General features: G+C 37.8%; 22 protein-coding genes. 6 read left to right on the forward strand and 16 right to left on the reverse strand.

Going from position 1 to position 24,355, the window contains the following annotated elements; all coding sequences use genetic code 11:
- Positions 1-2 precede the first annotated feature (2 nt).
- Positions 3-2,147 carry a winged helix-turn-helix domain-containing protein gene (locus tag LOS73_RS19350; RefSeq protein WP_457934166.1) on the reverse strand — a complete coding sequence of 715 codons (2,145 nt, stop codon included), beginning with the start codon at positions 2,145-2,147 and terminating at the stop codon, positions 3-5.
- 281 nt (positions 2,148-2,428) lie between these two features.
- Here LOS73_RS19350 and LOS73_RS19355 point away from each other — a divergent pair, with 281 nt between their 5' ends.
- Positions 2,429-2,794 carry a hypothetical protein gene (locus tag LOS73_RS19355; RefSeq protein ID WP_007378670.1) on the forward strand — a complete coding sequence of 122 codons (366 nt, stop codon included), beginning with the start codon at positions 2,429-2,431 and terminating at the stop codon, positions 2,792-2,794.
- A gap of 36 nt (positions 2,795-2,830) precedes the next feature.
- Positions 2,831-3,751, forward strand: coding sequence for a TraB/GumN family protein (locus tag LOS73_RS19360; protein ID WP_007378669.1), 921 nt, complete (start codon positions 2,831-2,833; stop codon positions 3,749-3,751).
- A 114-nt stretch (positions 3,752-3,865) separates the two neighbouring features.
- Here LOS73_RS19360 and trpS read toward each other — a convergent pair whose 3' ends face one another.
- Genes trpS through rpe form a run of 3 tightly spaced genes read right to left on the reverse strand, consistent with a single transcriptional unit; the run spans position 3,866 to position 6,251 of the window.
- Positions 3,866-4,870, reverse strand: a complete 1,005-nt coding sequence (trpS, locus tag LOS73_RS19365) for a tryptophan--tRNA ligase (RefSeq protein WP_149613911.1) — start codon at positions 4,868-4,870, stop codon at positions 3,866-3,868.
- Between the two features lie 32 nt (positions 4,871-4,902).
- Positions 4,903-5,568, reverse strand: coding sequence for a phosphoglycolate phosphatase (locus LOS73_RS19370; RefSeq protein ID WP_457934167.1), 666 nt, complete (start codon positions 5,566-5,568; stop codon positions 4,903-4,905).
- Positions 5,568-6,251, reverse strand: a complete 684-nt coding sequence (gene rpe, locus LOS73_RS19375; RefSeq protein ID WP_007378666.1) for a ribulose-phosphate 3-epimerase — start codon at positions 6,249-6,251, stop codon at positions 5,568-5,570. The genes LOS73_RS19370 and rpe overlap by 1 nt, the downstream gene beginning before the upstream one ends.
- A 216-nt stretch (positions 6,252-6,467) precedes the next feature.
- Between rpe and LOS73_RS19380 the strand changes: the two genes are divergently transcribed.
- Both LOS73_RS19380 and LOS73_RS19385 read left to right on the forward strand, forming a co-directional pair.
- Positions 6,468-6,767, forward strand: coding sequence for a hypothetical protein (locus LOS73_RS19380; RefSeq protein ID WP_007378665.1), 300 nt, complete (start codon positions 6,468-6,470; stop codon positions 6,765-6,767).
- A 4-nt stretch (positions 6,768-6,771) separates the two neighbouring features.
- Positions 6,772-6,957 (forward strand): DUF2970 domain-containing protein, encoded by a 186-nt coding sequence (locus tag LOS73_RS19385; protein ID WP_081824543.1) that lies wholly within the window; start codon positions 6,772-6,774, stop codon positions 6,955-6,957.
- Here LOS73_RS19385 and LOS73_RS19390 read toward each other — a convergent pair.
- The 9 genes from LOS73_RS19390 to LOS73_RS19430 all read right to left on the reverse strand — a co-directional run bounded on the left by LOS73_RS19390 (position 6,902) and on the right by LOS73_RS19430 (position 15,771).
- Positions 6,902-7,771, reverse strand: a complete 870-nt coding sequence (locus tag LOS73_RS19390) for a Dam family site-specific DNA-(adenine-N6)-methyltransferase (protein WP_007378664.1) — start codon at positions 7,769-7,771, stop codon at positions 6,902-6,904. The genes LOS73_RS19385 and LOS73_RS19390 overlap by 56 nt on opposite strands.
- Positions 7,772-7,824: 53 nt before the next feature.
- Positions 7,825-9,123 carry an AAA family ATPase gene (locus LOS73_RS19395; RefSeq protein ID WP_457934168.1) on the reverse strand — a complete coding sequence of 433 codons (1,299 nt, stop codon included), beginning with the start codon at positions 9,121-9,123 and terminating at the stop codon, positions 7,825-7,827.
- Entirely contained in the window at positions 9,124-10,194 is a 1,071-nt protein-coding gene (gene aroB / locus LOS73_RS19400) for a 3-dehydroquinate synthase (RefSeq protein ID WP_457934169.1), read from the reverse strand.
- Between the two features lie 26 nt (positions 10,195-10,220).
- Positions 10,221-10,739 (reverse strand): shikimate kinase AroK, encoded by a 519-nt coding sequence (aroK, locus tag LOS73_RS19405; protein WP_006793103.1) that lies wholly within the window; start codon positions 10,737-10,739, stop codon positions 10,221-10,223.
- 184 nt (positions 10,740-10,923) lie between these two features.
- On the reverse strand, positions 10,924-13,017 hold the full coding sequence (locus LOS73_RS19410) for a type IV pilus secretin PilQ (protein WP_033023843.1): 2,094 nt from the start codon (positions 13,015-13,017) through the stop codon (positions 10,924-10,926).
- Positions 13,004-13,540, reverse strand: coding sequence for a pilus assembly protein PilP (locus LOS73_RS19415; protein WP_007378658.1), 537 nt, complete (start codon positions 13,538-13,540; stop codon positions 13,004-13,006). Before LOS73_RS19415 ends, LOS73_RS19410 begins: the two co-directional genes overlap by 14 nt.
- The gene (locus LOS73_RS19420) at positions 13,537-14,142 is read right to left on the reverse strand and encodes a type IV pilus inner membrane component PilO (protein WP_007378657.1); all 606 of its coding nucleotides are present in this window, start codon (positions 14,140-14,142) and stop codon (positions 13,537-13,539) included. Before LOS73_RS19420 ends, LOS73_RS19415 begins: the two co-directional genes overlap by 4 nt.
- Positions 14,132-14,704, reverse strand: a complete 573-nt coding sequence (locus tag LOS73_RS19425) for a PilN domain-containing protein (protein ID WP_007378656.1) — start codon at positions 14,702-14,704, stop codon at positions 14,132-14,134. Before LOS73_RS19425 ends, LOS73_RS19420 begins: the two co-directional genes overlap by 11 nt.
- On the reverse strand, positions 14,692-15,771 hold the full coding sequence (locus LOS73_RS19430) for a pilus assembly protein PilM (protein WP_007378655.1): 1,080 nt from the start codon (positions 15,769-15,771) through the stop codon (positions 14,692-14,694). The genes LOS73_RS19425 and LOS73_RS19430 overlap by 13 nt, the downstream gene beginning before the upstream one ends.
- A gap of 131 nt (positions 15,772-15,902) precedes the next feature.
- Here LOS73_RS19430 and LOS73_RS19435 point away from each other — a divergent pair, with 131 nt between their 5' ends.
- Complete coding sequence (locus tag LOS73_RS19435) at positions 15,903-18,404, forward strand: penicillin-binding protein 1A (RefSeq protein ID WP_033038501.1); 2,502 nt, start codon at positions 15,903-15,905, stop codon at positions 18,402-18,404.
- Positions 18,405-18,449: 45 nt separating this feature from the next.
- Here the strand turns inward: LOS73_RS19435 and metL are convergent, their stop codons facing one another.
- Both metL and metB read right to left on the reverse strand, forming a co-directional pair.
- Positions 18,450-20,795 (reverse strand): bifunctional aspartate kinase/homoserine dehydrogenase II, encoded by a 2,346-nt coding sequence (gene metL / locus LOS73_RS19440; protein WP_457934170.1) that lies wholly within the window; start codon positions 20,793-20,795, stop codon positions 18,450-18,452.
- 5 nt (positions 20,796-20,800) lie between these two features.
- Positions 20,801-22,048 carry a cystathionine gamma-synthase gene (gene metB / locus LOS73_RS19445; RefSeq protein WP_457934171.1) on the reverse strand — a complete coding sequence of 416 codons (1,248 nt, stop codon included), beginning with the start codon at positions 22,046-22,048 and terminating at the stop codon, positions 20,801-20,803.
- A gap of 199 nt (positions 22,049-22,247) precedes the next feature.
- On the opposite strand from metB, the gene metJ reads away from it, so the two are divergent.
- Positions 22,248-22,568 carry a met regulon transcriptional regulator MetJ gene (gene metJ / locus LOS73_RS19450; protein ID WP_007378651.1) on the forward strand — a complete coding sequence of 107 codons (321 nt, stop codon included), beginning with the start codon at positions 22,248-22,250 and terminating at the stop codon, positions 22,566-22,568.
- Positions 22,569-22,640: 72 nt separating this feature from the next.
- Here the strand turns inward: metJ and LOS73_RS19455 are convergent, their stop codons facing one another.
- Positions 22,641-23,882 (reverse strand): malic enzyme-like NAD(P)-binding protein, encoded by a 1,242-nt coding sequence (locus LOS73_RS19455; protein WP_008137651.1) that lies wholly within the window; start codon positions 23,880-23,882, stop codon positions 22,641-22,643.
- Positions 23,883-24,355: the final 473 nt, after the last annotated feature.

The raw sequence follows: 24,355 nt of genomic DNA on the forward strand, positions 1-24,355 counted from the left end.
TTTTATTCATCCCAACTAATTTGTATAATTTGCATATCTTTGTATTTAGCACCCGTGAATAAAATTTCGTTATCTGAACTCACTTCAAAACCAATAGGTCGAAAGTCCACGTGTATATCTTGTATAGTTTGATCGTGTAAATTTAGTCTAGCGACTCTAGAAATAGAATCTGAATAATAGAAATAGTCTTTGCTAACTCCATATGCAACTGACTTTTTGGCGTTTTTAGGTAATTCCCAGCTTTGCCTATCTGAAAGGCGAATTAACTGATTATCATTGGTTACGTACCCGTTACCTTTACTATCTGAAATGAGTTTATTAGCTTTTATACCTTCAATTACACGTGTATCACGTGTTACTAAATTAAATTCTGCCAATATATTTTTTGAACCAAGTCGCTCAACATAAATAATGCTGTCGTTATTTTTTGACCAAATATAGCTTACTATTTTATGCTTATTAAATTCTTCAAATGGATAAAATTTTTGAGCGTTTACGTCATAAAGTGAAAAGCCTTTATTTTTCATGAATATCATGCGTTGCTTATTAGGAGAGGCTCTTAGTCCTCCCAATACAAAAGTTGATGAGCCATCATCGTAATTAAAAAAGCTAAGTTGCTTTGTAAGACCATTTTGAGAGAGCCACAATTGACTGCTGCCAGAACGCTCTGATACAAAAACATGTGCTGTCCCTTCCTTATTAATTATTTCAGCAATGTTGTACTCGTCTTTATCACTTTTATAAAGTGCTTCATACTCAGGATTATCACCAAAAGGGTCTGTAGCTTTAATCAGCGAGTATGCCTGTGTCATATTTTCCGAGTAAAATAGGCTGTTATCAGAGTGAACTGCAATATAATAAGGTGAAATTGCTGGGGTAACCGTTAGTGTGCGTTTAATAATATTATTTTCATCAAACACAATGGTTGAAAGCTCAGAGTCTTCAAAAACAATCACGCCTTTATCGTCTGCAAGCCAGTCAAACGCGAAGCTAATTATGCTTTTCTTTGCTTTAAATAACCGCTTGGTTTCATGAGTCTCAAAGTTGTAGCTAAATACAGAAAAAGGCTTACCCTTTTGACTAAGTACATATGCTATTTTACTACCAGAATGAGATAAACGAGGCATGATTACGCCATACATGACGCCTGGTGGTGGGATCACTATGAATTCTTTTTTAAGTTCTAAATCATATTTATATAAACCTGAACCCTCATGCTCATTTTTATATTCGGTGTAATAAATATGCTCACCACTTTCGTCTACTTGCGCATAACCTGTGTATCTAAGGTCGCACTTTTTAATTAAAGTAGCCTCTCCTATAACAGGAAACTGGCTTAAATCAACCAGTACCATTTCACACTTTTGCTGCTTTAAGTTGGTCGCTTGTAACAACACAGAGTGCTGATTTAACTGCCACGATAAAATAGATACTTGAAAGCCAGGATAGGTAATTTCAACTTCCCTTTGATCAGATAGTCGCTTTACAAATGCATGCATTATGTCATTTTCAGGTTCAACATTTGTATAAGCTAAATATTGTTTATCTGAGGACATCTCAGGGTGAACCTCACTGCCTATATTCCACGTGCTTGCTACCTTATTAACCGTGATCTGTTTAATCTTTTCGCTAGAAGGTGCATTAATAAAAAACAACCCAAACCATACTAAAGAGCACAGGCAAATAATGACGAGTAAAGAATAAATCAAAAACTTTTTACTATTCTTTTTTTGAACTGGTTGAGAAGTAGTTGCAGTAGCTATCTCTTCATTTTTGGCAGAAATACCCGGTGAGTCAGGCAAAATGTTTGCAGACTCTTTGGAGACGTTTGCTTGCGTTAAACGCTCAGCTATTACTGTTAGGCTATATCCTTTACGGTAATGCGTTTTTAAAAGCGGCGCTTTTTCAATTGGGTGGGCAAGCTGCTTTCTTAACTCTGAGATTGCACGGTTAATCGCATTATCATCAACAAAGCTCTGTTGCCATACACTCTCAATAAGCTCTTGGCGGGAAACGATTTGTTGAGGCTTGTCTATAAAGTGGAGTAATAACTTTACTAAAAGTGGATCTAACTCTCTTTCTAAATGGTTTGAAGTAATCACACAGCGATTACTAATAAATTGCCAAGGTCCGATTTGATAATTCATAGTCTTTACGTATTTTTATTTTTATAAACCGTATCACATCTACACTTTATTTTATAGAAAAAGCATTTTAAACCTTATATTAGCATTATAAGGTTTAAATCTAACATACTAAATTTAAACAATTATTTAGTTTTAAAACCTTATCTATTAATTGCTCACAACTAGATAAGCGACTCTCAATAAATTCAGCGATATTCTTTAAACCGTCATCAACAAGCAGCTTAGTAAAAAATCATTTGTGATTCTAAATTGGCTGCAATTAAAAATATAAAGGTTTAATTATGAATAGCACAATGAAAAAAGTACTACCGGCTTTACTACTAGCAACTGCTTTTAATACAACTTCAGTTATTGCAGCTGACGCTAAACAACACACCGATCAAAGTAATTTTGAGCAATACATGATTGGTAAAAGTATAGAGGCGATTAACCCTGTTAATCAAAAGCTGCAAAAAGCAAACAAAATAGACGCTTCTGAGTCTTTAAAAAGTAATATTGATACGCAAACGTTACTTTCTTTAATGGATGAAAAAATATCAGCTGAGCTTGACTCTTCAATGAGCAAAATAAACACGCAAATTGATAAAAGCCTTTCAAAGGTAACATCGTCAATCACTGCATATTTCAGTAATGTGTTATCGAACTAAAAACAATAAAATTAAAAGTTATATTAAGGAATTATCATGAAAAAATTCACAAAAAAATTAGTATCTGCCAGCGTATTACTTAGTTGTAGCTTTTTAGCAAATACAGCACAGGCTCAAAGCTCTGTATGGCAAGTAAGTAATGGCAATGACTCACTATTTATTGGCGGTACAGTTCACATACTACCTAAAGCTGAAATGCCACTGCCCGCTGAGTTTAACCATGCTTATGAACAAGCAGATACAATTATTTTAGAAGCACCGTTACCTGACCCAGCCGACACCAATGCACAAATGCAAATGTTAGGCGCGCTATCGTATAAAAATAACGAAACGTTAAGTCAAAAGCTAGAACCCCAGATTAAAGCTTCACTTGAAAATAAGCTTAGCGAGTTTGGCGCTAACCTAGCTAAGTTAGATGGTTATCGCCCTGCTATGGTTAGTATTGTTTTAATGTCGATGGAGCTTCAAAAACAAAATATAATGGGTGAAGGGGTTGATGCTTACTTTACTAAAAAAGCGACTGAAGATAACAAAACAAAAAATTACTTAGAAACAATGGAATTTCAGTTAGAGCTTTTTAAAGCAATGGGTCAAGGCAACGAAAACGATTTCATTAAACGTAACTTAGCCGAGCTTCACAACTATAGCGATATGTTTAAAGGGCTTTTAGCTGCATGGCGCAAAGGTGATACAGACACCCTAAATAAAGTGGCACTTGAAGATATGCAGAAAAATGATCCGAATAGCTATAAACAAATCATTACAGATAGAAATAATGATTGGTTACCAAAAGTAGAAGCCATGTTTAACAACGACAAAAATGAGTTTGTACTTGTTGGAGTTGCCCATCTTGCAGGACAAGATAGTTTACTTACCTTACTTGAAAACAAGGGCTATAAAGTTTCTCTAGTTGATATTGATAGCACGGCAGATATAACAGTAAGAGGGGCTGAATAATGGATAAAACAGACAAACTAGCTATATCGCTACTGTTTCTATTTGGGTCTATCATGTTGATATGTGCTATATAAAAAATGCCGCTAACAAGCGGCATTTTTTATTTTAATAAACTTACCCGCGAGGAATAAAACCAAGCGCATCGTATACCGATTTCAATGTTTTCTCAGCACGTACACTTGCTTTTTCAGCACCTGACTTCATTATGCCATCAAGTAGGTTTTGATCTTCTCTGATCTCTTTAAAGCGTGCTTGAATTGGCTCAATCATGTTGACAATTGCATCGGCAGTGTCTTTTTTCAGGTGGCCATACATTTTATCTTCATACTCAGGCACTAGGTCTTCAATTGAACGTTTAGTTGCAACACTCAATAAAGTAAGCAAGTTTGATACGCCAGGCTTTTCTGTGCGATCAAAATAAATACGTGCTTGTTCATCTGAATCAGTTACTGCTTTTTTAAGCTTTTTCACAATTTGCTTAGGCTCATCTAATAACATAATGTAACCGTTTGGGTTTTCGTCAGACTTAGACATTTTTTTAAGTGGATCTTGCAAGCTCATTACGCGTGCACCAAACTCAGGGATATACGGCTCTGGTAATTTAAATACGTCGCCATATAAATTATTAAAGCGTGTGGCTATATCGCGAGTCAGCTCTAAATGCTGCTTTTGGTCATCCCCTACTGGTACTTGATCAGCTTGGTATAATAAAATATCCGCAGCCTGTAATACCGGATATGAAAATAAGCCCACGTTTACGTTATTTGCATGCTTAGATGACTTGTCTTTAAACTGAGTCATTCGATTAAGCTCACCCATTTGCGCGTAACAATTTAATACCCATGCTAACTGTGCGTGCTCAGGTACTTGTGATTGTACAAATAACGCAGATTTTTCAGGGTCAATGCCACATGCCGCGTAAAGAGCAATACCATCTAACACGCGAGAGCGCAGTAATTCAGGCTCTTGGCGAACAGTAATAGCGTGTAAGTCTACTAACATAAAGAAACTTTCGTGGTCTTCCTGTAACTTTAGCCACTGGTTAATAGCGCCAACATAGTTGCCTATTGTCATACCACCGGTTGGCTGAATGCCGCTTAAAACTACTGGTTTACTCATGATTTTCCTTTATTTTGCTTAATGAATAATATTTAACGCTGCGTTAGAACTGGTATTATATCTAAGAAGTTATCGCATAGGTACTGTGGATTGTAATCCTTAAGATTTTCACCTTGGTTATAGCCATAACTAAGTGCAATTACGTCTATATTAGCGGCTTTAGCTGCAAGTATATCGCTTTTAGAATCACCTATCATTATTGCTTTATTAGGCTCCGCATTTAGTTTTTTGCAGGCAAATAGCAATGGTTCTGGCGACGGTTTTTTTGCCATGTCGTCACCGCATACAATCACATCTAAATGACTCGTTAGTGCCAGTTTATCGAGTAGTTTCTCTGTAAAAATTCGAGACTTATTAGTGATTAGTGCTTTTGGCATACCACGAAGTGCTGCAAGCCCAGTTTCCACGTGTTGGTACAGCACACTATACTCACCAACTTGTTGTTCATAGTGCTTATAAAACCGTGATATTGCTTTATCACTAAGTGACTCGTCTAAATGTTCACTCACTTGCATATCGCCACTCAAAGCGCGTTTAACAAGGACTTCGACACCATTACCAACCCAGCTTTCAACTAAGCGTTGGCTAACGATAGGAAAAGCGAGGTCACTCAAGGTTAGGTTAATAGCAATATACAAGTCGTAAACGCTATCAACCAAAGTACCATCTAAATCAAATAAGGCGACGTCGTACTTCATTATTTTACACTTCCAAGCTGCTCACGCATTTGATCAATCACCACTTTGTAATCAGGTTGGTTGAAAATAGCGGAGCCTGCCACAAACATATCTGCACCCGCTCGAGCCGCTGCTGCAATATTATCGACTTTAATACCGCCATCTACCTCTAAGCGAATATCACGACCCGATGCAACTATACGTTGCTTAGCTTGTCGTAGCTTTTCAAGCGTATGAGGGATAAAACTTTGTCCGCCAAACCCAGGGTTAACCGACATTAGTAAAATGGTATCTAGCTTATCAATAACATGATCTAAGTAACTTAGACTCGTTGCAGGGTTAAACACTAAGCCTGCTTTACAGCCATGATCTTTAATTAACTGTATTGTACGATCAACGTGTTCACTGGCTTCTGGATGAAAAGTAATAATTGATGCGCCAGCCTCTGCAAACAGTGGAATAAGACTATCTACAGGCTTAACCATTAAATGTACGTCGATAGGTGCTGTAATACCGTAATCTCTTAGTGCTTTACACACCATAGGACCAATTGTGAGATTAGGTACATAGTGATTATCCATCACATCAAAATGAACCACGTCAGCACCCGCATCGAGTACTTTATCAACATCTTCGCCTAGTTTTGCAAAATCAGCAGACAAAATAGAAGGGGCAATTAAATATTTTTGCTCTGGGTTAAACATGATTAACTCCATCAATAAATAGTATATTTCGTTAATGTAACTTAATTAATGAAGTTACCCAAGAACGGATAAAAGATAATGATGGATCCCTAAAATTAAAAAGAATAGTTAAGTTATTATTTTTAATAATTATTCACTATTATCTTAAATATTTAAGTTTGTTATTTAACCAACCTTTGGTATGATTAAAAAAGTAACAAATAATTAGGCCTACATATGCGAGCTTTTAAAACAGGGATATTAATTGCATCGGCATTATTGTTTATTGGGGCGTTTAGTTTCTCTCCAAATTCTGAGCCAGAAATTAGCTCAGTAAATAATTGCCATTATCAAAATCTATCTGTGGTTTCTAAAAATACTGCAGAAGTGTGTATTAAGATAGAAGAGGATTCATCTTGGGTTTCGTGGATTACTGGTGATAGTAGAAGTGCGCAGTTTCATTATTTAGATTTATTAGAACTACTTACCAGCTCAGATGATTCGAAAAAAGCGCCATCTTTAAATCCTCTATTTTAATATAATGCTGCAATTTTTTAGCGCGTTACAAAGTGTGCTAGCAGCATTTTTTGGCGTTCAATCAGAAAGCAAACGCAATTCAGACTTCAAAAAACACTCTCCATATTCAATAATTATAATTGCGATTGTGCTTTTTATAGTTTTTGTATTTTCGATTTACGCGATTGTTGCTTTAGTGGTAAATACATAGCCATTAACTCATCTACTTTATTACGAGAACCGCCTTTAGGGCTAATAGTCCGCTTTACTTGAATTTGATCCAATGATGCCTGGCTATAAATCTTTCGGGTCCATACTGTATCGTGGTTAGATATAAGTACTGGTGTATTATTTTCAAATGCTGCCCGCTCTGCCAAATTAGCTAAGTTAGCCTGATCATCTAAATTAAAGCCACCCTTTGCATAAGAGGTGAATGATGCAGTTTTACTTAAGGGTACATATGGCGGGTCGCAATAGATAACTGCATTCTCGGGTACCAATTTAAATACATCATCGTAATCTAAACAGGTGAAAGTTGCTTGCTGAGCTTTCGCGGCAAAAAAATACATTTCTTTTTCAGGAAAATAAGGCTTTTTATATTTACCGAAAGGCACATTAAAAATACCTTTTAAGTTGTATCTACACAACCCGTTATAACCATAACGGTTCATGTACAAAAATAACATTGATCGCTCATATACATCGCGGCTTTGATTAAACTGTACACGATACTCATAGTAAGCGTCAGGATGGTTATTCAAATCAACAAATAGCTTTTTTGCATCACTAATAAACTCATCTGGTGAATTTCTTAGTTCTTTGTATAAGTTTATTAAATCTGCATTTATATCATTAAGAATATAATGTTTAAAATTACTATTTAAAAACACCGATCCAGCACCAACAAAAGGTTCAACCAAAGTGTCTGCATGCTTGCTTGCTTGGTTTAGTCGCGCGTTAATATCATCAACGAGGCTGTATTTTCCGCCAGCCCATTTAAGGAAGGCTCTACTCTTTTGCTGCATTGGCTCTTTACTTCAATCTGGTGTTACGCGATTTTACACTAAAGCGATTTAATTTACTGATCAACTAGTGCTATTTCTTGTTTTATTTTGCTAATTTTTTTATAAAAAGGTTTATTTTTTAAAATGTCAGAAGGCAATGTTTTCATTGCCAATTTTGCATCCTCTAAACTCGCAAAATTACCAAACGTAACTACCCACCAAATTTTGTTGTTTCTTTTAGTTTGATAAGTATAGGCCTCACCTTCCAGTTCATATTTAGTTATAAACTCAATACTAATTTGCTGCTGTGTTACGGCTAATAACTGAATTACAATGTGGTGAGTAGGCTGTTGTAAGTACCAATTTTTTTCAACATCTGATTGTTCATTCTTCACTTGCGGTTTAGGTGGCTCTTCAGCTATTTTTATATTTGTAGCTAACCGTTCCGTTTCTACGCTCGCTTTTTTTAAGCTTTGCATAATTGCGGGCACATCATTCTGGTGCTCTTTAAGCTTCGTCTCGTTTATTACACCTGGAAGTATTTGGGGGATAGGCGCTTCATTAGGAGGCATGAGTCGATTACTTACTTCGCTCACTGGAATGGCTAACGTTAGCAACTCAGGTTGCTCCTGCTGATGATATTGCTGCCACCATTGCGTCATATTTGATTTATACAATAAACCTATAATTAAGAACATTATTATCAACAGTAAAGTTAATAAGTGTAATCGCCACGATACTTTATCTTTGACTGTAAAATCTGCCACATGTTCAGTGGGTTGCCATGCCAACAATAAGCTAGGATTCCCTCGAGCTTCAGACAAAAAAGTCTGGAAAACAGGATCCTCGTCATAAGGAAGAGCAGTGAAGTACCAACTCATAAGCTGCTTACTTTCTCGTAGACTTAAAGGCTCTAAATAAATTTCAACAACATCATTAAAAAACAGTTTTGATTGTGAAGCGACCATAATATACAAGGTACTTGGACTCATTTTAGCCAATGACTCAAGCTCAATGAGTATTTCTTCTGAGAGATGTCTACCACCGTCAAGCACCCACAAACAAGGCCCACATGTTTGCTGTTGAAGCAATTGATAATAGTTTTCAGATAAGCTTAAGTTATGATCCACCAAAGGAGCATTAAAGCTTTGTTCTAATAACTGACTCATAAGCTGAGTATCAGTCATTTTTCCTGTTACTTGTACAAAAGCTTTATTGAAGTCATTATATTTATCGGTAATGAAGGTTTCGAGCATATAACTTTTACCTAGCCCTGATGTGCCAAGTAAAACGATAAGGTTTTGCCCGTATTCAAATTGCAATGCGATTCTATCCACCAAAGCCGCACGGCTTGGTAAAATTTGTGACTGCATTTATTGCTCGATTAAGGCTCGAACTTGGTCGTCAGATACATCATCAACTAATGCGCATTGACCAAATTGGGTTGGTAAAATAAACCGAATTGTACCTTTTTTATTCTTTTTGTCTTTACGCATATGCGTTAAAAACTGCTCGCTTGTCATTTCTGTAGGTATTTTAGTTGGTAAGTTATATTGCGTAATAACATCAATAATACGTGCCACTTCATCAGCACTCAAGTCTTTGCGTGTATGAGCAAGTTGTGCGGCAAGCACCATTCCTGTTGCAACAGCTTCACCATGTAGCCAAATACCGTAACCCATTTGCGCTTCAATCGCATGGGCAAATGTATGACCCAGATTCAAAAGTGCCCTAAGGCCTTGCTCTTTTTCATCTTGAGCAACAATTAAAGCTTTAATTTCACAACATCTAAAAATAATATGCTGTAAACACGCTTCATTTAATTGCTGTAAGTCTTTTACGTTTTTGTCTAAATAACTAAATAATTCAGTATCATAAATCAATCCATATTTTATAACCTCAGCCATACCGGCAGCAAATTCTCTTGCTGGTAGCGTATGCAAAGATTTGGTATCAATAAAAACCGCTTGTGGCTGATAAAATGCCCCAATCATATTTTTACCTAAAGGATGATTTACAGCTGTTTTACCACCAACTGATGAGTCTACTTGCGATAACAATGTGGTTGGTATTTGAATAAATGGCACACCGCGTTGGTAACATGCAGCTACAAACCCAGTTAAGTCACCTATAACACCACCACCTAATGCAATTAAGCACGTATCACGACCGCAGTTATTTTGGAGTAAAAAAGCAGATATTTTTTCAAACCATTCTAGTGATTTGTATTGCTCACCGTCAGGTATGACAAAAGAGAGTGGTTTTAGCTCAGCTAACGAATCAAGTAGCCCTTGTAGATATAAAGGTGCAACTGTGTCATTAGTAATGATGATAGGCCGACAATCACCAATGTAGTGAATTAGGCGGCCATTATCTTGAAGTGCAGATTGACCAATATATATAGGATAACTTCGCTCGTCCAAATTAACAGTTAATTCAAGCATGCTCAGTCTTCCTTTATTATTGGTTTTTAAAAATCTAATTTCTCGATGATTTGGTTAGCAACAACTTTAGCGCTTTGCTCATCAGTGCGTACAACAAAATCAGCCACTTCTTTATATAACGGTTCGCGTTCTTCTGCTAAGCGCTCTAGTACATCACGAGGTGCTTCTTCAGTTTGCAGCAATGGGCGACGCTTGTCGCGTTGTGTGCGTGCAACTTGCTTTTCTATAGGTGTCTCTAGGTATACTACTATACCGCGAGCAGAAAGCTTGTTTCGAACTTCTTTACTCATTACTGAACCACCACCAGTTGCAAGTACAATACCTTGCATCTCAGTTAAGTCGCCAATAACAGATTCTTCACGAAGTCTAAAGCCTTCTTCACCTTCAAGATCAAACACCCAGGCAATATCTGCACCGGTACGGCGTTCGATTTCTTGATCAGAATCAACAAATTCAAGGTGTAATTGATCGGCAATGTGACGACCAATTGTGCTTTTTCCAGCCCCCATGGGGCCAATTAGAAATATATTACGTTTCTCAGCCATATCTTTTAGTACAAACGAACTCTAAAATTTGAAATAAAACCCCGCCTAACGACCTGGCCCCAAAATTAAGGAGGGGATTATCTCAGTAATTGCTGGGGTATTTCAAGTCAATTAGAATAAAAAGCCATATAACGAGCAATTAATCTGAATAATCGCCCATTGGTTAACAAAAACACGCCTAATTTTAGTCTATTTGTATTTTTGGTGTTACAAAAATAAGTAATTCTCTCTTTTCGTTAAACTCACTTGTACTCTTAAACAGCCTTCCTAAGTACGGAATATCACCAAGTAGAGGTACTTTTTTAGTCGAATTTATGATTTGCTGCTGAAAAATACCGCCGAGCACGATTGTTTGCCCATTTTCCACTAGCACTTGTGTCTGAATTTGCTGAGTATCAATTGCAACAGCTGGCCCAGTTCCTGTTTGAACTGTATCTCCTCGCGTATCTTGAGTAATAATTAAATCCAAAATAACTTTATTATCAGGAGTTATATGAGGGGTTACTTGTAAACTCAGTACTGCTTTTTTAAAGCTAACCGTTGTCGCACCACTAGAAGCTGACTCAACATAAGGGATTTCAGTACCTTGCTCTATTCGTGCTTGTTGTTGGTTTGCAGTAGTAATACGAGGGCTCGCAATAATCTCACCTTTGTTTTCTTCCTCAAGAGCTGTTAACTCTAAATCAATCAAAGTACCGTTAGCTAACTTGGCGATATGCATGCCGATACTTGCTGATGGGTTTGTCACGGGTAAATTCACGTTTAAACGATCAGAGATATCAGGAATGATACCATTTGATATTGTATTAGCGCCTTCAAGTGTACCTGATATGCCATCACTGCCCTGCTGGTCGCTAAACCCCCAGCGCACACCTAAATCTTCGGTTACATTATCACGTACGGTTACCATACGTGATTCGATTACAACCTGTCTAACCGCTATATCAAGTGTTTCGACCATGCGTCGCACGCTCTCAATACTTTTGGCCGTATCTTTGAGTAATAATGTATTAGTACGCTTATCAACAGATACGCTACCACGTTGAGTGATAATACTATTTGTATCTGTTTTTAATAAATCAGCAAACTCTTCTGCTTTTGCGTAGTTTAAACGAATGTATTCACTGTAAAGCGGCTCTAAGTTTTCTACGTTCTGCTTTGCTTGTAAATCTTTAGCTTCACGTGCTGCAAGCTCTTCTGATGGGGCAACCATCAAAATAGAACCATCCATACGCTTGTCTAAGCCTTTAATTTTAAGAACAACATCAAGCGCCTGATCCCAAGGCACGCCATCTAAGCGTAATGTAATATTACCTGTCACCGAGTCACTAGTGACTAAATTAAAATCATTATAGCCCGCTATGATTTGTAACACTGCACGAACAGAAATATCTTGAAAATTTAATGTCATTAGGCGGCCTTGGTAATCTTTACCGCCATCTAAATATGCATTTTGCGTTTCGTCTCTTTCCACCGTTAAAGTAAGAATATTATCTATTTGTTGGTAGGTAAAAGTAAAAGCGGCATTTGGTTCAATAACAACGCGGCTTAATCCATCTTCTTTAAAAGTTTCAATGCTGCTTACTACGGTGCCAAAATCGAGCACATCTAACTCATACAGTAAGTCATCTAAAATATCTGTATGATGAAAATCAGCAATAATTTTACCACCACTTTCATGCACTTCTATTGCGGCTTGCGTATCTTGTAAGAACACCAGTATTTTTGCCTCGCCCTTCTCCCCCCGACGAAAGTCAATAGACTGAATCCGATTGATATAATTTCCAGACACTGCATCAGAGCTAGTTGCTTCATCATCAACGTCTTGCTCTGTTAATGGGTTATCAGAAACACGTAAAGACACTAAATTATTATTAACTTCCGTCTCATAGATTTTCAAACGAGTAAGATTTATTGTTACTTTTAATCCCTTATCAGTAAGTACATTAGTAACATTATTAATGCCAGCTTGGTTTACCTGTACATTTTCAAGACCTTGCTCTAATTGTGCCGAATCAAACATCATTTCAATTCGTGCCGGGCTATTAAATACTTGTATTTTTGGTTCTTGCGTTAACTTTTCATCAAATACCAGCTGCAACTCGGTTTCACCCTTGAGTAATGGGTTATAACGAATATCATAGAGCAACGGCGCTGCAATAGCTGAATTGGCTATAACCAGAGCTAAAGTTGCAAATAGAGCTCGTTGAATACGGTTGTGCCAAAGTACACCCTTATGCATTTTGTTCTTACCTTTTTTGTTATTAACCTGCGCCATTGGTTGCCGCCTCTAACATTTCTAATTTAGTCAGGCGCTCTTTCCAACAACCAGACCCATCTGGGATTAATTCTATTAACTCAATATAATCATTATTTACTGATTGTACTTTGCCATCATAGCTACCTAAATAATTACCGACTGTAATACGATGTAAAGTATCGTCTGTAGCTGTAATGAGCGCCCAAGCTTGTCCACTTGATCCGATTGTTCCTTTCATAGATAAATTATCCAGTGGGTATTTTTCTAAGGTTTCACGTTGGCGTTCAGGATCCGGATGTAAACAATTTTTAACTTGAGTTAATTTGTTTTGGATTATTTCAGGCTGCGGGGCCACAAAAGGACTCCTTAGCTGCCCAGCGTTATATTCAAAATGCTCGAACTTTGTTAATTCAGGAATTGCTTCAACTCTAGCAGTCGTACTCGCTTTAACTTGATCTATAAACTCTTTTTGTTCTGAGGTATCGTCGTTACAACCACTTAGCAGGAGAGCAACTATAGGAATAAAGGAAAAATGCTTCACTTTACCTCCCCTTCTTCATAGCGATAAGTTTTTGCCACCACACTAAATGTTAACTGCTTTTCGCCTGAGGATGAAATAGAAAAGTCATGTAAGCTCACAATACGCGGCAATTGAGCCACTTTTCCCACAAATTCACCAAACTCATGATAAGTACCTACAACCTCTATTTTAATAGGTAGCTCAGTATAAAATTCTTTTTCAACTTCTGGCAGCCAGCCAATCTTTAAAAAAGTTAAACCACTTGTAGTTCCCACATAAGATAAATCATCTAACAAACCAGGGGTTTCATTTGAGGTAGGTAAACGCTTTAATAATTGAGAAAATTTCTCCTCCATTTTAAGCATTTGTTCACGATAAATATCAAGCCTGCTGGCTACAGCATATTTGGTACGATAAGTTGTCCGTAATTCAACTTCTTTTGTAACCGCATTATGGTAACTATCAATTTCATCAGATACCAATAAGCTATAACTAAAAAACAGCACTAAAGCAGCAACAAATGTAGCGCAAATAACCTTAACAGCAATTGGCCATTCGCCAATATTATCAAGTTCAATCTCATTCCAATCAATATCACTAAACGCTTTTAAATCAAGGTTCATTTGGAACCTCACCAATTTTATCAAATGGTTTAACGTAAAACTCCATATTGAAATCACTAAGTAAACGAGAAGATTGATTGCCAGCAACAATGCCTTGCATTGTTGGGCGCTCTAATAAATATGAGTTTTGTACTTCTCTAAGCATGTTGGAGAGGCGGTTATTTGATTCACTGCGCCCTAATACATGAATTCTATTGCCTCGACGTTCTAACTTAGTTAAATAAACACCAGCGGGGACTATTTTAGCAACTTCATCCATTATTTGAGTGCCTAAGTTACGACTGCTCTGTAATTCTTCAATTAGGTGCATACGTTGTTGTAAGTTTTCTTTCCTATAATCCAAATCTCTAATATCACTAATTTTCTTATCTAATAGACTAATTTCTGAACTGAGGTAGTTATTTTTTAAATTTTGTCCATCCTTCAAAGCAGTATAGAACGAGTTCAATACATACATACTTGCAAAACAAACAATAACAACAGCAATTAAAATAGTAACAAATTTCTTTTTTGACTCTTCGCGTTGCAATTCACGCCAAGGTAATAAATTTATATGTGGCATGATGAAAAATTCCTTAATGCCAGTCCTGTCGCAATAGCAAACTGTGTTCTATGGCGTTGCATTACATTACGGTCTACCTTGGGAGAAATCTCCATATTCGTAAACGGTTCTACGACAATGGAGTGGATACCAAGTTCTTCTATTAATAAACGATCTAGCCCATTTATCATGGCCGTTCCACCGGTTAGAACAATATAATCAATTTGGTCTTTACCGCTGGTAGTCAAAAACATCTGTACCGCTCGACGTACTTGTTGAAGTAATGATGTTTGAAAAGGAGCAAGTACTTCAAAAGTGTAATTTGGCGGAAGATCACCCGATGTTTTTCCAATTTCAGCTTCATCGAACCCTTTATTATAGTAAGCAACAATACTATTGGTATATTGATCGCCGCCAAAAACTTGATCGCGGGTATATATTGTTTCACCGGCTTGTACAACACTCACCAACATCAACACAGCACCAATATCAACTACAGCAACACACTTATTAAAGGCATCGCTTGGTAACTGCTTGTAATAAACATCCATCGAACGGCTCAATGCATAGCTTTCTACATCAACAACTTTCGCTTCTAAATTGGCAACTTCTAAAGCGCCAACTCGCGCTTCGACACTTTCTGTGCGGGCTGCAGAAAGTAACACATTCATTTTACTTGGATCGGCTTCATTTGTTGATAATTTTTCAAAATCTAAGCTAACTTCATCAAGGGGGTATGGAATAAGGCTATCAGCCTCAATTTCAATTTGTGATTCAAGTTCAGCGTCAGTTAATGACACATCCATAAAAATAACTTTAGTAATAACTGTTTGGCCAGAGACGGCTACAGCAGCAGATTTTAGTGATTTTGGTAACTTTCTTTTTAATTTTGATATTACATTACCAATTGCTTCAATATCTTGAATAATACGTTCGCTCATTGCGCCCTTAGGCATTGGTTCAATCGCTAATGCTTCAAGACGAAATCCAGTTTCAATTTCACTTAAAAGTACCGCCTTGATAGAGTGCGATCCAATATCAATTCCTACCATCATTTTTGACGGCTTTTGAAATAGTTGACTTAGCATGTTTGAAACTTGGCCTTTGTTTTAATAATAAACAAGTTATAATTTTTATCTTAAAAAATATTATTCATTTTTTAATCAATATATACTAGCAGTCTCCATACATAATTGGGAGTCCATTTAGGGAAATATAAGTGATTTTATTAAAACGAACTTTACAATTTTTTATCATTTGCACATTACTTGGGCTGATTACTTTAATCAGTCTTTATTACTACGTTAAACCTGATATTCCAAGTGTGCAAGTTTTAAAAGATGTGCAATTACAAACTCCTATGCAAGTATTCACTAAAGATGGCCTTCTGATCAATCAATTTGGTGAAAAAAGACGGATCCCCGTAACGATTGACGAAATACCAAAACCTTTAATAAATGCATTTTTAGCAACTGAAGATAATCGTTTTTATGACCATGTGGGAATAGACCCTATTGGTATTGTTCGTTCTGCATTGGTTTTGATTTCAACAGGCGAAAAAAAGCAAGGTGCAAGTACAATAACAATGCAGCTAGCTCGAAACTTCTTCTTAACTCGTGAAAAAGCTTATATTCGTAAAGTTAAAGAAATTTTTATAGCGCTTCATATAGAAAATTTACTAACGAAAGACGAAATTCTTGAACTCTATTTAAACAAAATAGAACTAGGTAACCGTGCTTTTGGTATTGGCGCTGCTGCACAGGTATATTACGGAAAAGAATTAAAAGATCTTACACTTGCCCAAATGGCGATGATTGCCGGCTTACCCAAAGCGCCATCAGCCTTAAACCCGATCCGTAACCCAACTCGCGCAAAATCTCGTCGCAATGTTGTTCTTGGCCGCATGTTAACAGAAAACTACATAACACAAACACAATACAACGATGCCATCAGGCAACCTATTACAGCTTATTTTCACGGTGCAGAAATTGATCTGTATGCTCCTTATATTTCTGAAATGGTGCGTGCAGAAATGGTGGCACGTTACGGAATCGATAAAGCCTATAACTCAGGTTATAAAATATTTACTACTGTTGAGTCAAAAGTTCAAAAAGCGGCACAAACAGCACTCATCAATAATTTACACAATTATGATATGCGCCATGGTTATAGAGGCTCTGTTAAAACGTTGTGGGATCCAGAAACACAGCCTGTATTTAGCAAGTCTCAAATGCTCAGTGAGCTAAAATCTGTAAATGAGTTTGGCCAATTAAAAGCGGCCGTTGTAATCGCAGTGAATGACAAAACAGCTGATGTATTACTTAAAAGTGGCGAGCAAACCACACTAACTTGGGATAACCTAAAGTGGGCTCGTAAATACATTACGCGTTATCGCCAAGGCTTTGCACCTAAAGCAGCCAATGAAATACTCGCACCCGGCGAACAAATTTGGTTACGTAAAAATACCGACGGTAGCTATTTACTTAGCCAAATTCCTGAAGCATCTAGTGCCATCGTTTCTCTTGACCCACAAAATGGGCGCATTAAAGCGATTGTGGGTGGTTATAGTTTCGAACAAAGTCAATATAACCGAGCAGTACAAGCTAAGCGCCAAGTAGGCTCTAATATAAAACCTTTTATTTACTCTGCTGCACTGGAAAAAGGCTACACCTTAGCCTCAATATTAAACGATGCACCAATTAACCAATGGGATAAAAGCCAAGGCGTTGCATGGCGACCAAAAAACAGCCCCGCTGTTTATAATGGACCTATTCGTATTCGTCGTGCTTTAGCACAATCTAAAAACGTTATTTCGGTGCGCTTGTTACGCGGAGTTGGACTACAGCGTACGGCAGAGCACCTACTAAAATTTGGCTTCAAAAATTCAGATATTAATCGCAGTGAATCACTTGCGCTTGGTAGCGCTTCTATTACGCCGCTTGAACTTGCACGCGGTATGAGTGCTTTTGCAAATGGTGGGCATTTAATAGAACCCTACTTCATTTCTGAAATTCAGGATGCTTATGGTGACGTGTTATTTAAAACAAACCCAACAGAAGCTTGTGACGATAGCGATAGCACATTAAGCGTATTGAACAACGATGTAACAATGCAGAATTTCGAAACTGAAAAGCAACAAGAAAAAAAATGCGCACCACGGATTATCTCTAAACAGAATGCATTTTTAATTGCTGATGCAATGCATAGTGGTATTTGGGGCGGTGGTAGTTGGGCACATAAAACAGGCTGGAGCGGAACAGGCTGGCGTGCTCAAGCATTAAAGAGACGTGATCTCTCAGGTAAAACAGGCACGACTAATGACTCTGTAGATACTTGGTTTAGTGGCTTTAATCGTAATGTACTAACGTCTGTATGGGTTGGGTTTGATAACCCCGGTAACTCGTTAGGCCGCTCAACATATAATAACAACCTTGATAGCAGTCAAATCTCAGGGGCAGAGTCAGGGGCTAAAACGGCGCAACCAGCATGGATTGAGTTTATGAAAGTGGCACTTGAAGATGCACCAGAAGCGCCTATAGAACCACCCGAAGACTTAGTATCTATTCGTATTGATTTAGCAACAGGTTTACTGAGCCACAAAAACGATTACACAAGCCGCTTTGAATATTTTGACAAAGGTACAGCCCCAACTAAGTATGTACTTTCCCAACCTACCGATATATTTGAGGAAGATACAAAAACAGAAGAAGAGCTATTTTAAATAGCGTTAAATAAAAACGGCAGCCACTTTAGGCTGCCGTAATGTTTACCTTAAATTTTGGACCAGCCAATACAAATCAGAATGTACACCCGCTGCAGTGACCTCTTTACCAGCACCAGGGCCTTGGATAACGAGCGCGTTATCGCTATACCACTTACTATTTATAACAAAAATATTATCTCCTGGCGTTAAACTAGCCAAAACATCACTTTGTAATACATACGCGATACCGACTTTCGCTATTACTTCATTTTCTGCGATTTCGAGCAAGCCTGTATAACGAAGCACCGAATTTTGTGCCTTAGCTCTCTTTGCATGCTCTTGAATAAAGCTATCTAACTGGGATTTTTTACTTAAAAAATCATCCCAACTCCCTTGCGCAAGTTCATCAGGCATCAATGCCGAAAGACTAATATCCTCAAGATTTAGTTCAACCCCCAACTCTCTGGCTAAAATAAGCAATTTTCGCTGCATATCACGCCCAGATAAATCCTCGCGAGGATCGGGCTCCGTAAAACCCATTTTTTGCGCTTCAAGCACTAAATCTGAAAATATAATCGAACCATCATACTTACTACACAACCACGATAACGTCCCAGAAAATACGCCCTCAATACGTGTTATTTTATCGCCACTATGTTGTAAATCAGCAAGCGCAAAATTAATGGGTAAACCAGCCCCCACACTGGTGTTATAACGCCAATGTAAGTTGCGTTCAGAGATACTTGTACGTAGTGCTTTATACCAATTAGTAGGAGCTGTACCTGCATACTTATTAGCGCTTATTAAATGACAATCCATTTCTACAAAATCAGGATATAACCGGCTAAACTTTTCACTCGCTGTTATATCTACAATCACTTTATGTTCGTAATCAAGTTCATCAATTGCATTTAATAATGTTTGGTTTTGATAATCAGACGCTTCAAGTTGAAACTGGGTTTTCCATTGCGATACACCAATCCCATTAGGATTAAAAAGCATTTTTTGAGAGCGCACTAAGCCAACAAGCTTAATACTAAAGTCATCTGACAAGCGCTCAACTTGAGTAGATAACTGTTCAATAAACACCTCACCTACATTACCAAGTCCAGCGACTATTAAAGCAATTTCCTGCCCTTTGTTAATCAGCTTATCGTGTAATATGCTAAGTATATCGCTATCAATCACTTGATCAGTAAGTAATAAAATATAGCCGCTATCTTGGTGTGCAAATCGTGGTTCAATCGCATGTGCATTTAATAAATTAATCGCCAATAAGTGCAATTTACTAATATCTTGCTCTGGCGCAATCACAGCACACCCGTGTAAGCTCGATTCGTTAATATTAGCTCGACCTTCAAAATAGCTAATAACCTGATGCGTCGAAATAGCTGGCACAACTAAGTACGTCTCACCATTTTGACTAAAGTGATGCAAGCTATGCTGAATAAGCTGACTCACATGCGCAATATCTCCTTCACTTAAGTTTTCAACTATTAATAAATCAATATTTTGTAACGTTGTTATAAAGCGCTTTTGCTTGGCACTACCTTCTTTAACGATGTCAGTAGAGCTAGCTTGTACATCAAAGCTACTTCGTACTGATAATTTTATATCCGTATTTTTAAGAGGAGATAATGTTTTAGCATGCAATACGGGGTTACCTAGTCGTGCTAACAAATTGGCCTGTCCACGACACACCTTCGCGTATTTAATCGCTTTACTAACTTTACGAGGGTCGGTACTAAATACACCTTGTGTGTCAGTCCAAATACAGACTTGTTTTGCATGACAATAATTAGCGAGTAAGGTCGCACTATAATCACTTCCATTACGACCAAGCGTTACAGTATCCCCTGCTGTATTAGCTGCAATAAATCCAGTTACAACGTTAATTTTATTATGCGCAATTAAGTTTGCGCACTGTTGAGTATTTTGTTCATGTAATAACTGCCCATCATTTAATGTAAATAAAGCACGCGCATCGTGAACACACGCATCAACATTAAGCTCCTGCAGGTAAGCAGCGAGTACGCGTGCTGACCATAACTCTCCATGAGCAAGCAATTGGGCTTCTTGTAGCTGCCCTGTTTGCGCTAACAGCGTTATTGTTGATAGCTCTTCATTCAATTTTTTTAGAGCGTTACACTTTGTATTAGCTTGTAATAACTGCTCTATTAAATCTATTTGATGATTATTTAACTGTAATAAAATATCAGCAATTACATGTGTATCTTGCTGCTGGTAACTTTGCCATAACTTAACTAGTGTATCGGTTGTTTTCCCAGCTGCTGATACCACAACGCAATCACCAGGTTGTGTGTGCTCTAATATAATACCCGCAACACTTTTGTAACGCTGTGCTGAACTTAAACTCGAACCGCCAAATTTATGTATATTTTTAGTCATGTTAGTTACCAAAGCGCGGGGTAAGCGGCACTTAACTTAGCATCACCGCTCGATGTTCCCGCACCTTTAGTTAATCGATTTGTATTGTTTTTTCTGCCAGGTTTTACAAGTGTAAATACACGTTCAAGATCTGCTAATAAATCTTCAATGTCTTCTATTCCGACAGAAACACGAATAAGCGTATCACCAACGCCGGCTTCTAAGCGCGCTGTTGCATCCATCCCTGCATGCGTCATGGTCGCAGGGTGGCATATTAAGCTCTCAACGCCGCCTAGCGACTCAGCTAAACTAAAGTTATGTAGACTAGTTAAAAATGCCGCTGCATCGTTTATGTCGCCTTTAATATCAAAGCTAACCATGCCACCAAAACCAAGCTGCTGTGCTTTCGCTAATTCATGTTGGGGGTGCGACTCAAGCCCAGGGTAATAAACTTGGCTAACGAACTCAGATTCTTCGAGATACTGAGCTATTGCTAATGCATTTTCTTGATGCTGCCTTAAGCGCACATTTAAAGTACGTAAACCACGAAGCGTTAAATAGCTATCAAAAGGTGCCCCTGTGATACCAATGTTATTAGCCCACCAAGCAAGCTCGTCACCGATCTCTTGTGTTGCAGCAATAACAGCACCGCCCACTACATCTGAGTGTCCGTTAATATATTTAGTGGTTGAATGCACCACAATATCTACACCAAACTTAATCGGATTTTGTAAAGCAGGCGATAAAAATGTATTGTCAGCGGCCACCAGTGCGCCACACTGCTTAGCAATATCAGTAATCGCTTTAATATCAGTTAAACGTAGTACAGGGTTACTTGGTGTTTCAATCCAAATGAGTTTTGGTTTAATTACTAATATTTTTTGAAGACTTTCTGGTTTTGTTAAATCTAAAACCTCAAGCTTTAGCAAGCCACGCTTTTGCAGGGACGTAAATAAACGGTAGCTTCCACCGTAGCAGTCGTGTGGGATCACTAACGTGTCGTCGTGATTAAGCAGCTGAGTTGCTAAATGTACAGCCGCCATGCCTGTGGCTGTAATTATGCCGCGTACTCCCCCTTCGAGCTCAGCAAGGGTCTCAGCTAAGATATCGCGGTTAGGATTACCGCTGCGGCCATAATCATATTGGCGTTTAGTATCAAAATCGGCAAACGAATAAGTAGTCGATAAATAGATTGGCGCGACAACTGCACCGTGGTGTTTATCGGCTTCAACGCCACTACGGACCGCAATGGTTGCTTTGTTTTTTTCGCTCATATTCGTCACCTGATTAATTTGGATGTTTAGACGTCTAAAAGAGTAGTTTATTCAATTTGAGATGTCAAAACATTTAAACAGCTAGATGGCCAAACAACTAGTATTTGACTATCTTTTTTAAATCGATAGAATTTCACGCATATTCACACGCATTTTAGCGCATGTGAGCAATTAATAATCTGAGGCAACGATACATCTTATGGCTAAATGGAATGGTGAGTATATTCACCCATACGCAGAACACGGGAAAAAATCAGAACAAGTTAAGAAGATCACCGTTTCGATCCCACTGAATGTATTAAAGGTATTAACTGACGAACGTACTCGTCGTCAAATTAATAACCTGCGTCACGCAACAAACAGTGAGCTGCTATGTGAAGCGTTTTTACATGCATTTACAGGCCAACCTTTACCTAATGACGATGACTTACGTAAAGATAACGCTGAAAAAGTACCAGAAGAAGTGAAAAAAATAATGCAAGAAATGGGGTTAGAAGTCCCTGTTTTAGATGACGAATAAATAGATAAAGTAAAATAAAAAAACCTCAGTAATTACTGAGGTTTTTTTATGATTAAATTTTACGGTATAGATTTACTGCATATAGCTTTCTGGCAAATCAATTTGTGCCACACCCGACTCAACAGCAGCAAGAGCAACCGCTCTTGCTATACGTGGTAATAAACGTGGATCCATCGGTTTTGGAATAATATATTGAGCACCAAATTCCAGCTTATCAACACCGGCAGCTTTTAGGACCTCTGCTGGTACAGGCTCTTTTGCAATACTACGAATCGCTTCTACTGCTGCTATTTTCATTTCATCGTTAATTGCACTTGCGCGCACATCTAGTGCACCACGAAAAATAAACGGGAAACACAAAACATTATTCACTTGGTTTGGATAATCAGAACGCCCTGTCGCCATAATTAAATCGTTGCGCGCGCTGTGTGCTAGTGCGGGGTCAATTTCAGGGTCGGGGTTTGAGCACGCAAACACAACCGGCTTATCAGCCATCAGTTTTAAATCATCGGCTGCTAACAAATTAGGCCCAGATACACCAACAAATACATCAGCATCAGCAATAACATCTTGCAACGTACGCTTATCCGTATTGTTAGCGAATAGTTGTTTGTACTCGTTTAAATCATCACGACGAGTATGAATAACGCCTTTACGGTCAAGCATGTAAATGTGTTCACGCAGTGCACCACACTTAATTAACAGTTCCATACAGGCAACGGCAGCCGCACCAGCACCTAAACATACTATAATAGCCTCTTCTATCGATTTCTCTTGCACTTCAAGTGCATTCAACATACCGGCGGCTGTTACAATTGCAGTGCCGTGTTGATCGTCATGAAAAACCGGAATACTACAGCGCTCAATCAATGCCTTTTCAATTTCAAAACACTCTGGGGCTTTAATATCTTCAAGATTAATACCACCAAATGTATCGGCAATATTAGCAACCGTGTTAATAAAGTCTTCTGTTGTTTTATGCTTCACTTCGATATCAATAGAATCAAGGCCTGCAAAGCGCTTAAATAACAGCGCCTTGCCTTCCATTACAGGCTTTGATGCCAAAGGGCCTAAATTACCCAAGCCCAAAATTGCAGTACCATTAGTGATAACTGCAACCATATTACCTTTACCGGTATATTTATAAGCATTTGCAGGATCAGCAGCAATTTCACGCACAGGTTCAGCAACACCTGGGCTATATGCTAAAGCTAAATCTTGAACCGTTTCGGCAGGCTTGGTTAGCTCAATGCTGATTTTTCCTGGAACGGGATGAGAATGGTAATGTAGTGCTTGTTCACGAAAGTCTGACATAACGCGATTGTATCCTGCAATTTAAGTTAAAGTGAGAGGTGTTGTCTGGGTTACGATACCCTTATTATTTTTAAATTCCAAGCAATATCAGGTCTATCCTGTTATATGCTAGATTCATTAATTTTAAGAGGTTTTTCAGTAACTTTGCGAAGATATAGCGACATTTCATAAATAGAAATTCATATAAAAAGCATTTTTAGAGGTACTTTTAGCCGCGAGCCATTTTCTCTAAAAACGACTATCAAATTTTTAGTATAAATAACTATAAACAGCTTAATAGTCTACTTTAAAAACATTTATCTTCACGTTAGCTACATTTAACAACTTAGTTAAAAAATGAACACTTCAAAATATAGAGACTATTACGTACTTTGTCTGCAAAGGTTTATGCATACTCAGAATAAGAACAAGAAATAGTTATGCAAAGGAGATAACGTATAAATAGGCAGGAAAAGCACGTAAAGATAAATTTC

Source organism: Pseudoalteromonas sp. SCSIO 43210, from assembly GCF_054133285.1.

Bases quoted from the DNA above. Each gene is read 5' to 3' on its own strand.
- LOS73_RS19350 (WP_457934166.1), bottom strand. From the start codon at position 2,147: ATGAATTATCAAATCGGACCTTGGCAATTTATTAGTAATCGCTGTGTG.
- LOS73_RS19355 (WP_007378670.1), top strand. From the start codon at position 2,429: ATGAATAGCACAATGAAAAAAGTACTACCGGCTTTACTACTAGCAACT.
- LOS73_RS19360 (WP_007378669.1), top strand. From the start codon at position 2,831: ATGAAAAAATTCACAAAAAAATTAGTATCTGCCAGCGTATTACTTAGT.
- trpS (WP_149613911.1), bottom strand. From the start codon at position 4,870: ATGAGTAAACCAGTAGTTTTAAGCGGCATTCAGCCAACCGGTGGTATG.
- LOS73_RS19370 (WP_457934167.1), bottom strand. From the start codon at position 5,568: ATGAAGTACGACGTCGCCTTATTTGATTTAGATGGTACTTTGGTTGAT.
- rpe (WP_007378666.1), bottom strand. From the start codon at position 6,251: ATGTTTAACCCAGAGCAAAAATATTTAATTGCCCCTTCTATTTTGTCT.
- LOS73_RS19380 (WP_007378665.1), top strand. From the start codon at position 6,468: ATGCGAGCTTTTAAAACAGGGATATTAATTGCATCGGCATTATTGTTT.
- LOS73_RS19385 (WP_081824543.1), top strand. From the start codon at position 6,772: ATGCTGCAATTTTTTAGCGCGTTACAAAGTGTGCTAGCAGCATTTTTT.
- LOS73_RS19390 (WP_007378664.1), bottom strand. From the start codon at position 7,771: ATGCAGCAAAAGAGTAGAGCCTTCCTTAAATGGGCTGGCGGAAAATAC.
- LOS73_RS19395 (WP_457934168.1), bottom strand. From the start codon at position 9,123: ATGCAGTCACAAATTTTACCAAGCCGTGCGGCTTTGGTGGATAGAATC.
- aroB (WP_457934169.1), bottom strand. From the start codon at position 10,194: ATGCTTGAATTAACTGTTAATTTGGACGAGCGAAGTTATCCTATATAT.
- aroK (WP_006793103.1), bottom strand. From the start codon at position 10,739: ATGGCTGAGAAACGTAATATATTTCTAATTGGCCCCATGGGGGCTGGA.
- LOS73_RS19410 (WP_033023843.1), bottom strand. From the start codon at position 13,017: ATGGCGCAGGTTAATAACAAAAAAGGTAAGAACAAAATGCATAAGGGT.
- LOS73_RS19420 (WP_007378657.1), bottom strand. From the start codon at position 14,142: ATGAACCTTGATTTAAAAGCGTTTAGTGATATTGATTGGAATGAGATT.
- LOS73_RS19425 (WP_007378656.1), bottom strand. From the start codon at position 14,704: ATGCCACATATAAATTTATTACCTTGGCGTGAATTGCAACGCGAAGAG.
- LOS73_RS19430 (WP_007378655.1), bottom strand. From the start codon at position 15,771: ATGCTAAGTCAACTATTTCAAAAGCCGTCAAAAATGATGGTAGGAATT.
- metL (WP_457934170.1), bottom strand. From the start codon at position 20,795: ATGACTAAAAATATACATAAATTTGGCGGTTCGAGTTTAAGTTCAGCA.
- metB (WP_457934171.1), bottom strand. From the start codon at position 22,048: ATGAGCGAAAAAAACAAAGCAACCATTGCGGTCCGTAGTGGCGTTGAA.
- metJ (WP_007378651.1), top strand. From the start codon at position 22,248: ATGGCTAAATGGAATGGTGAGTATATTCACCCATACGCAGAACACGGG.
- LOS73_RS19455 (WP_008137651.1), bottom strand. From the start codon at position 23,882: ATGTCAGACTTTCGTGAACAAGCACTACATTACCATTCTCATCCCGTT.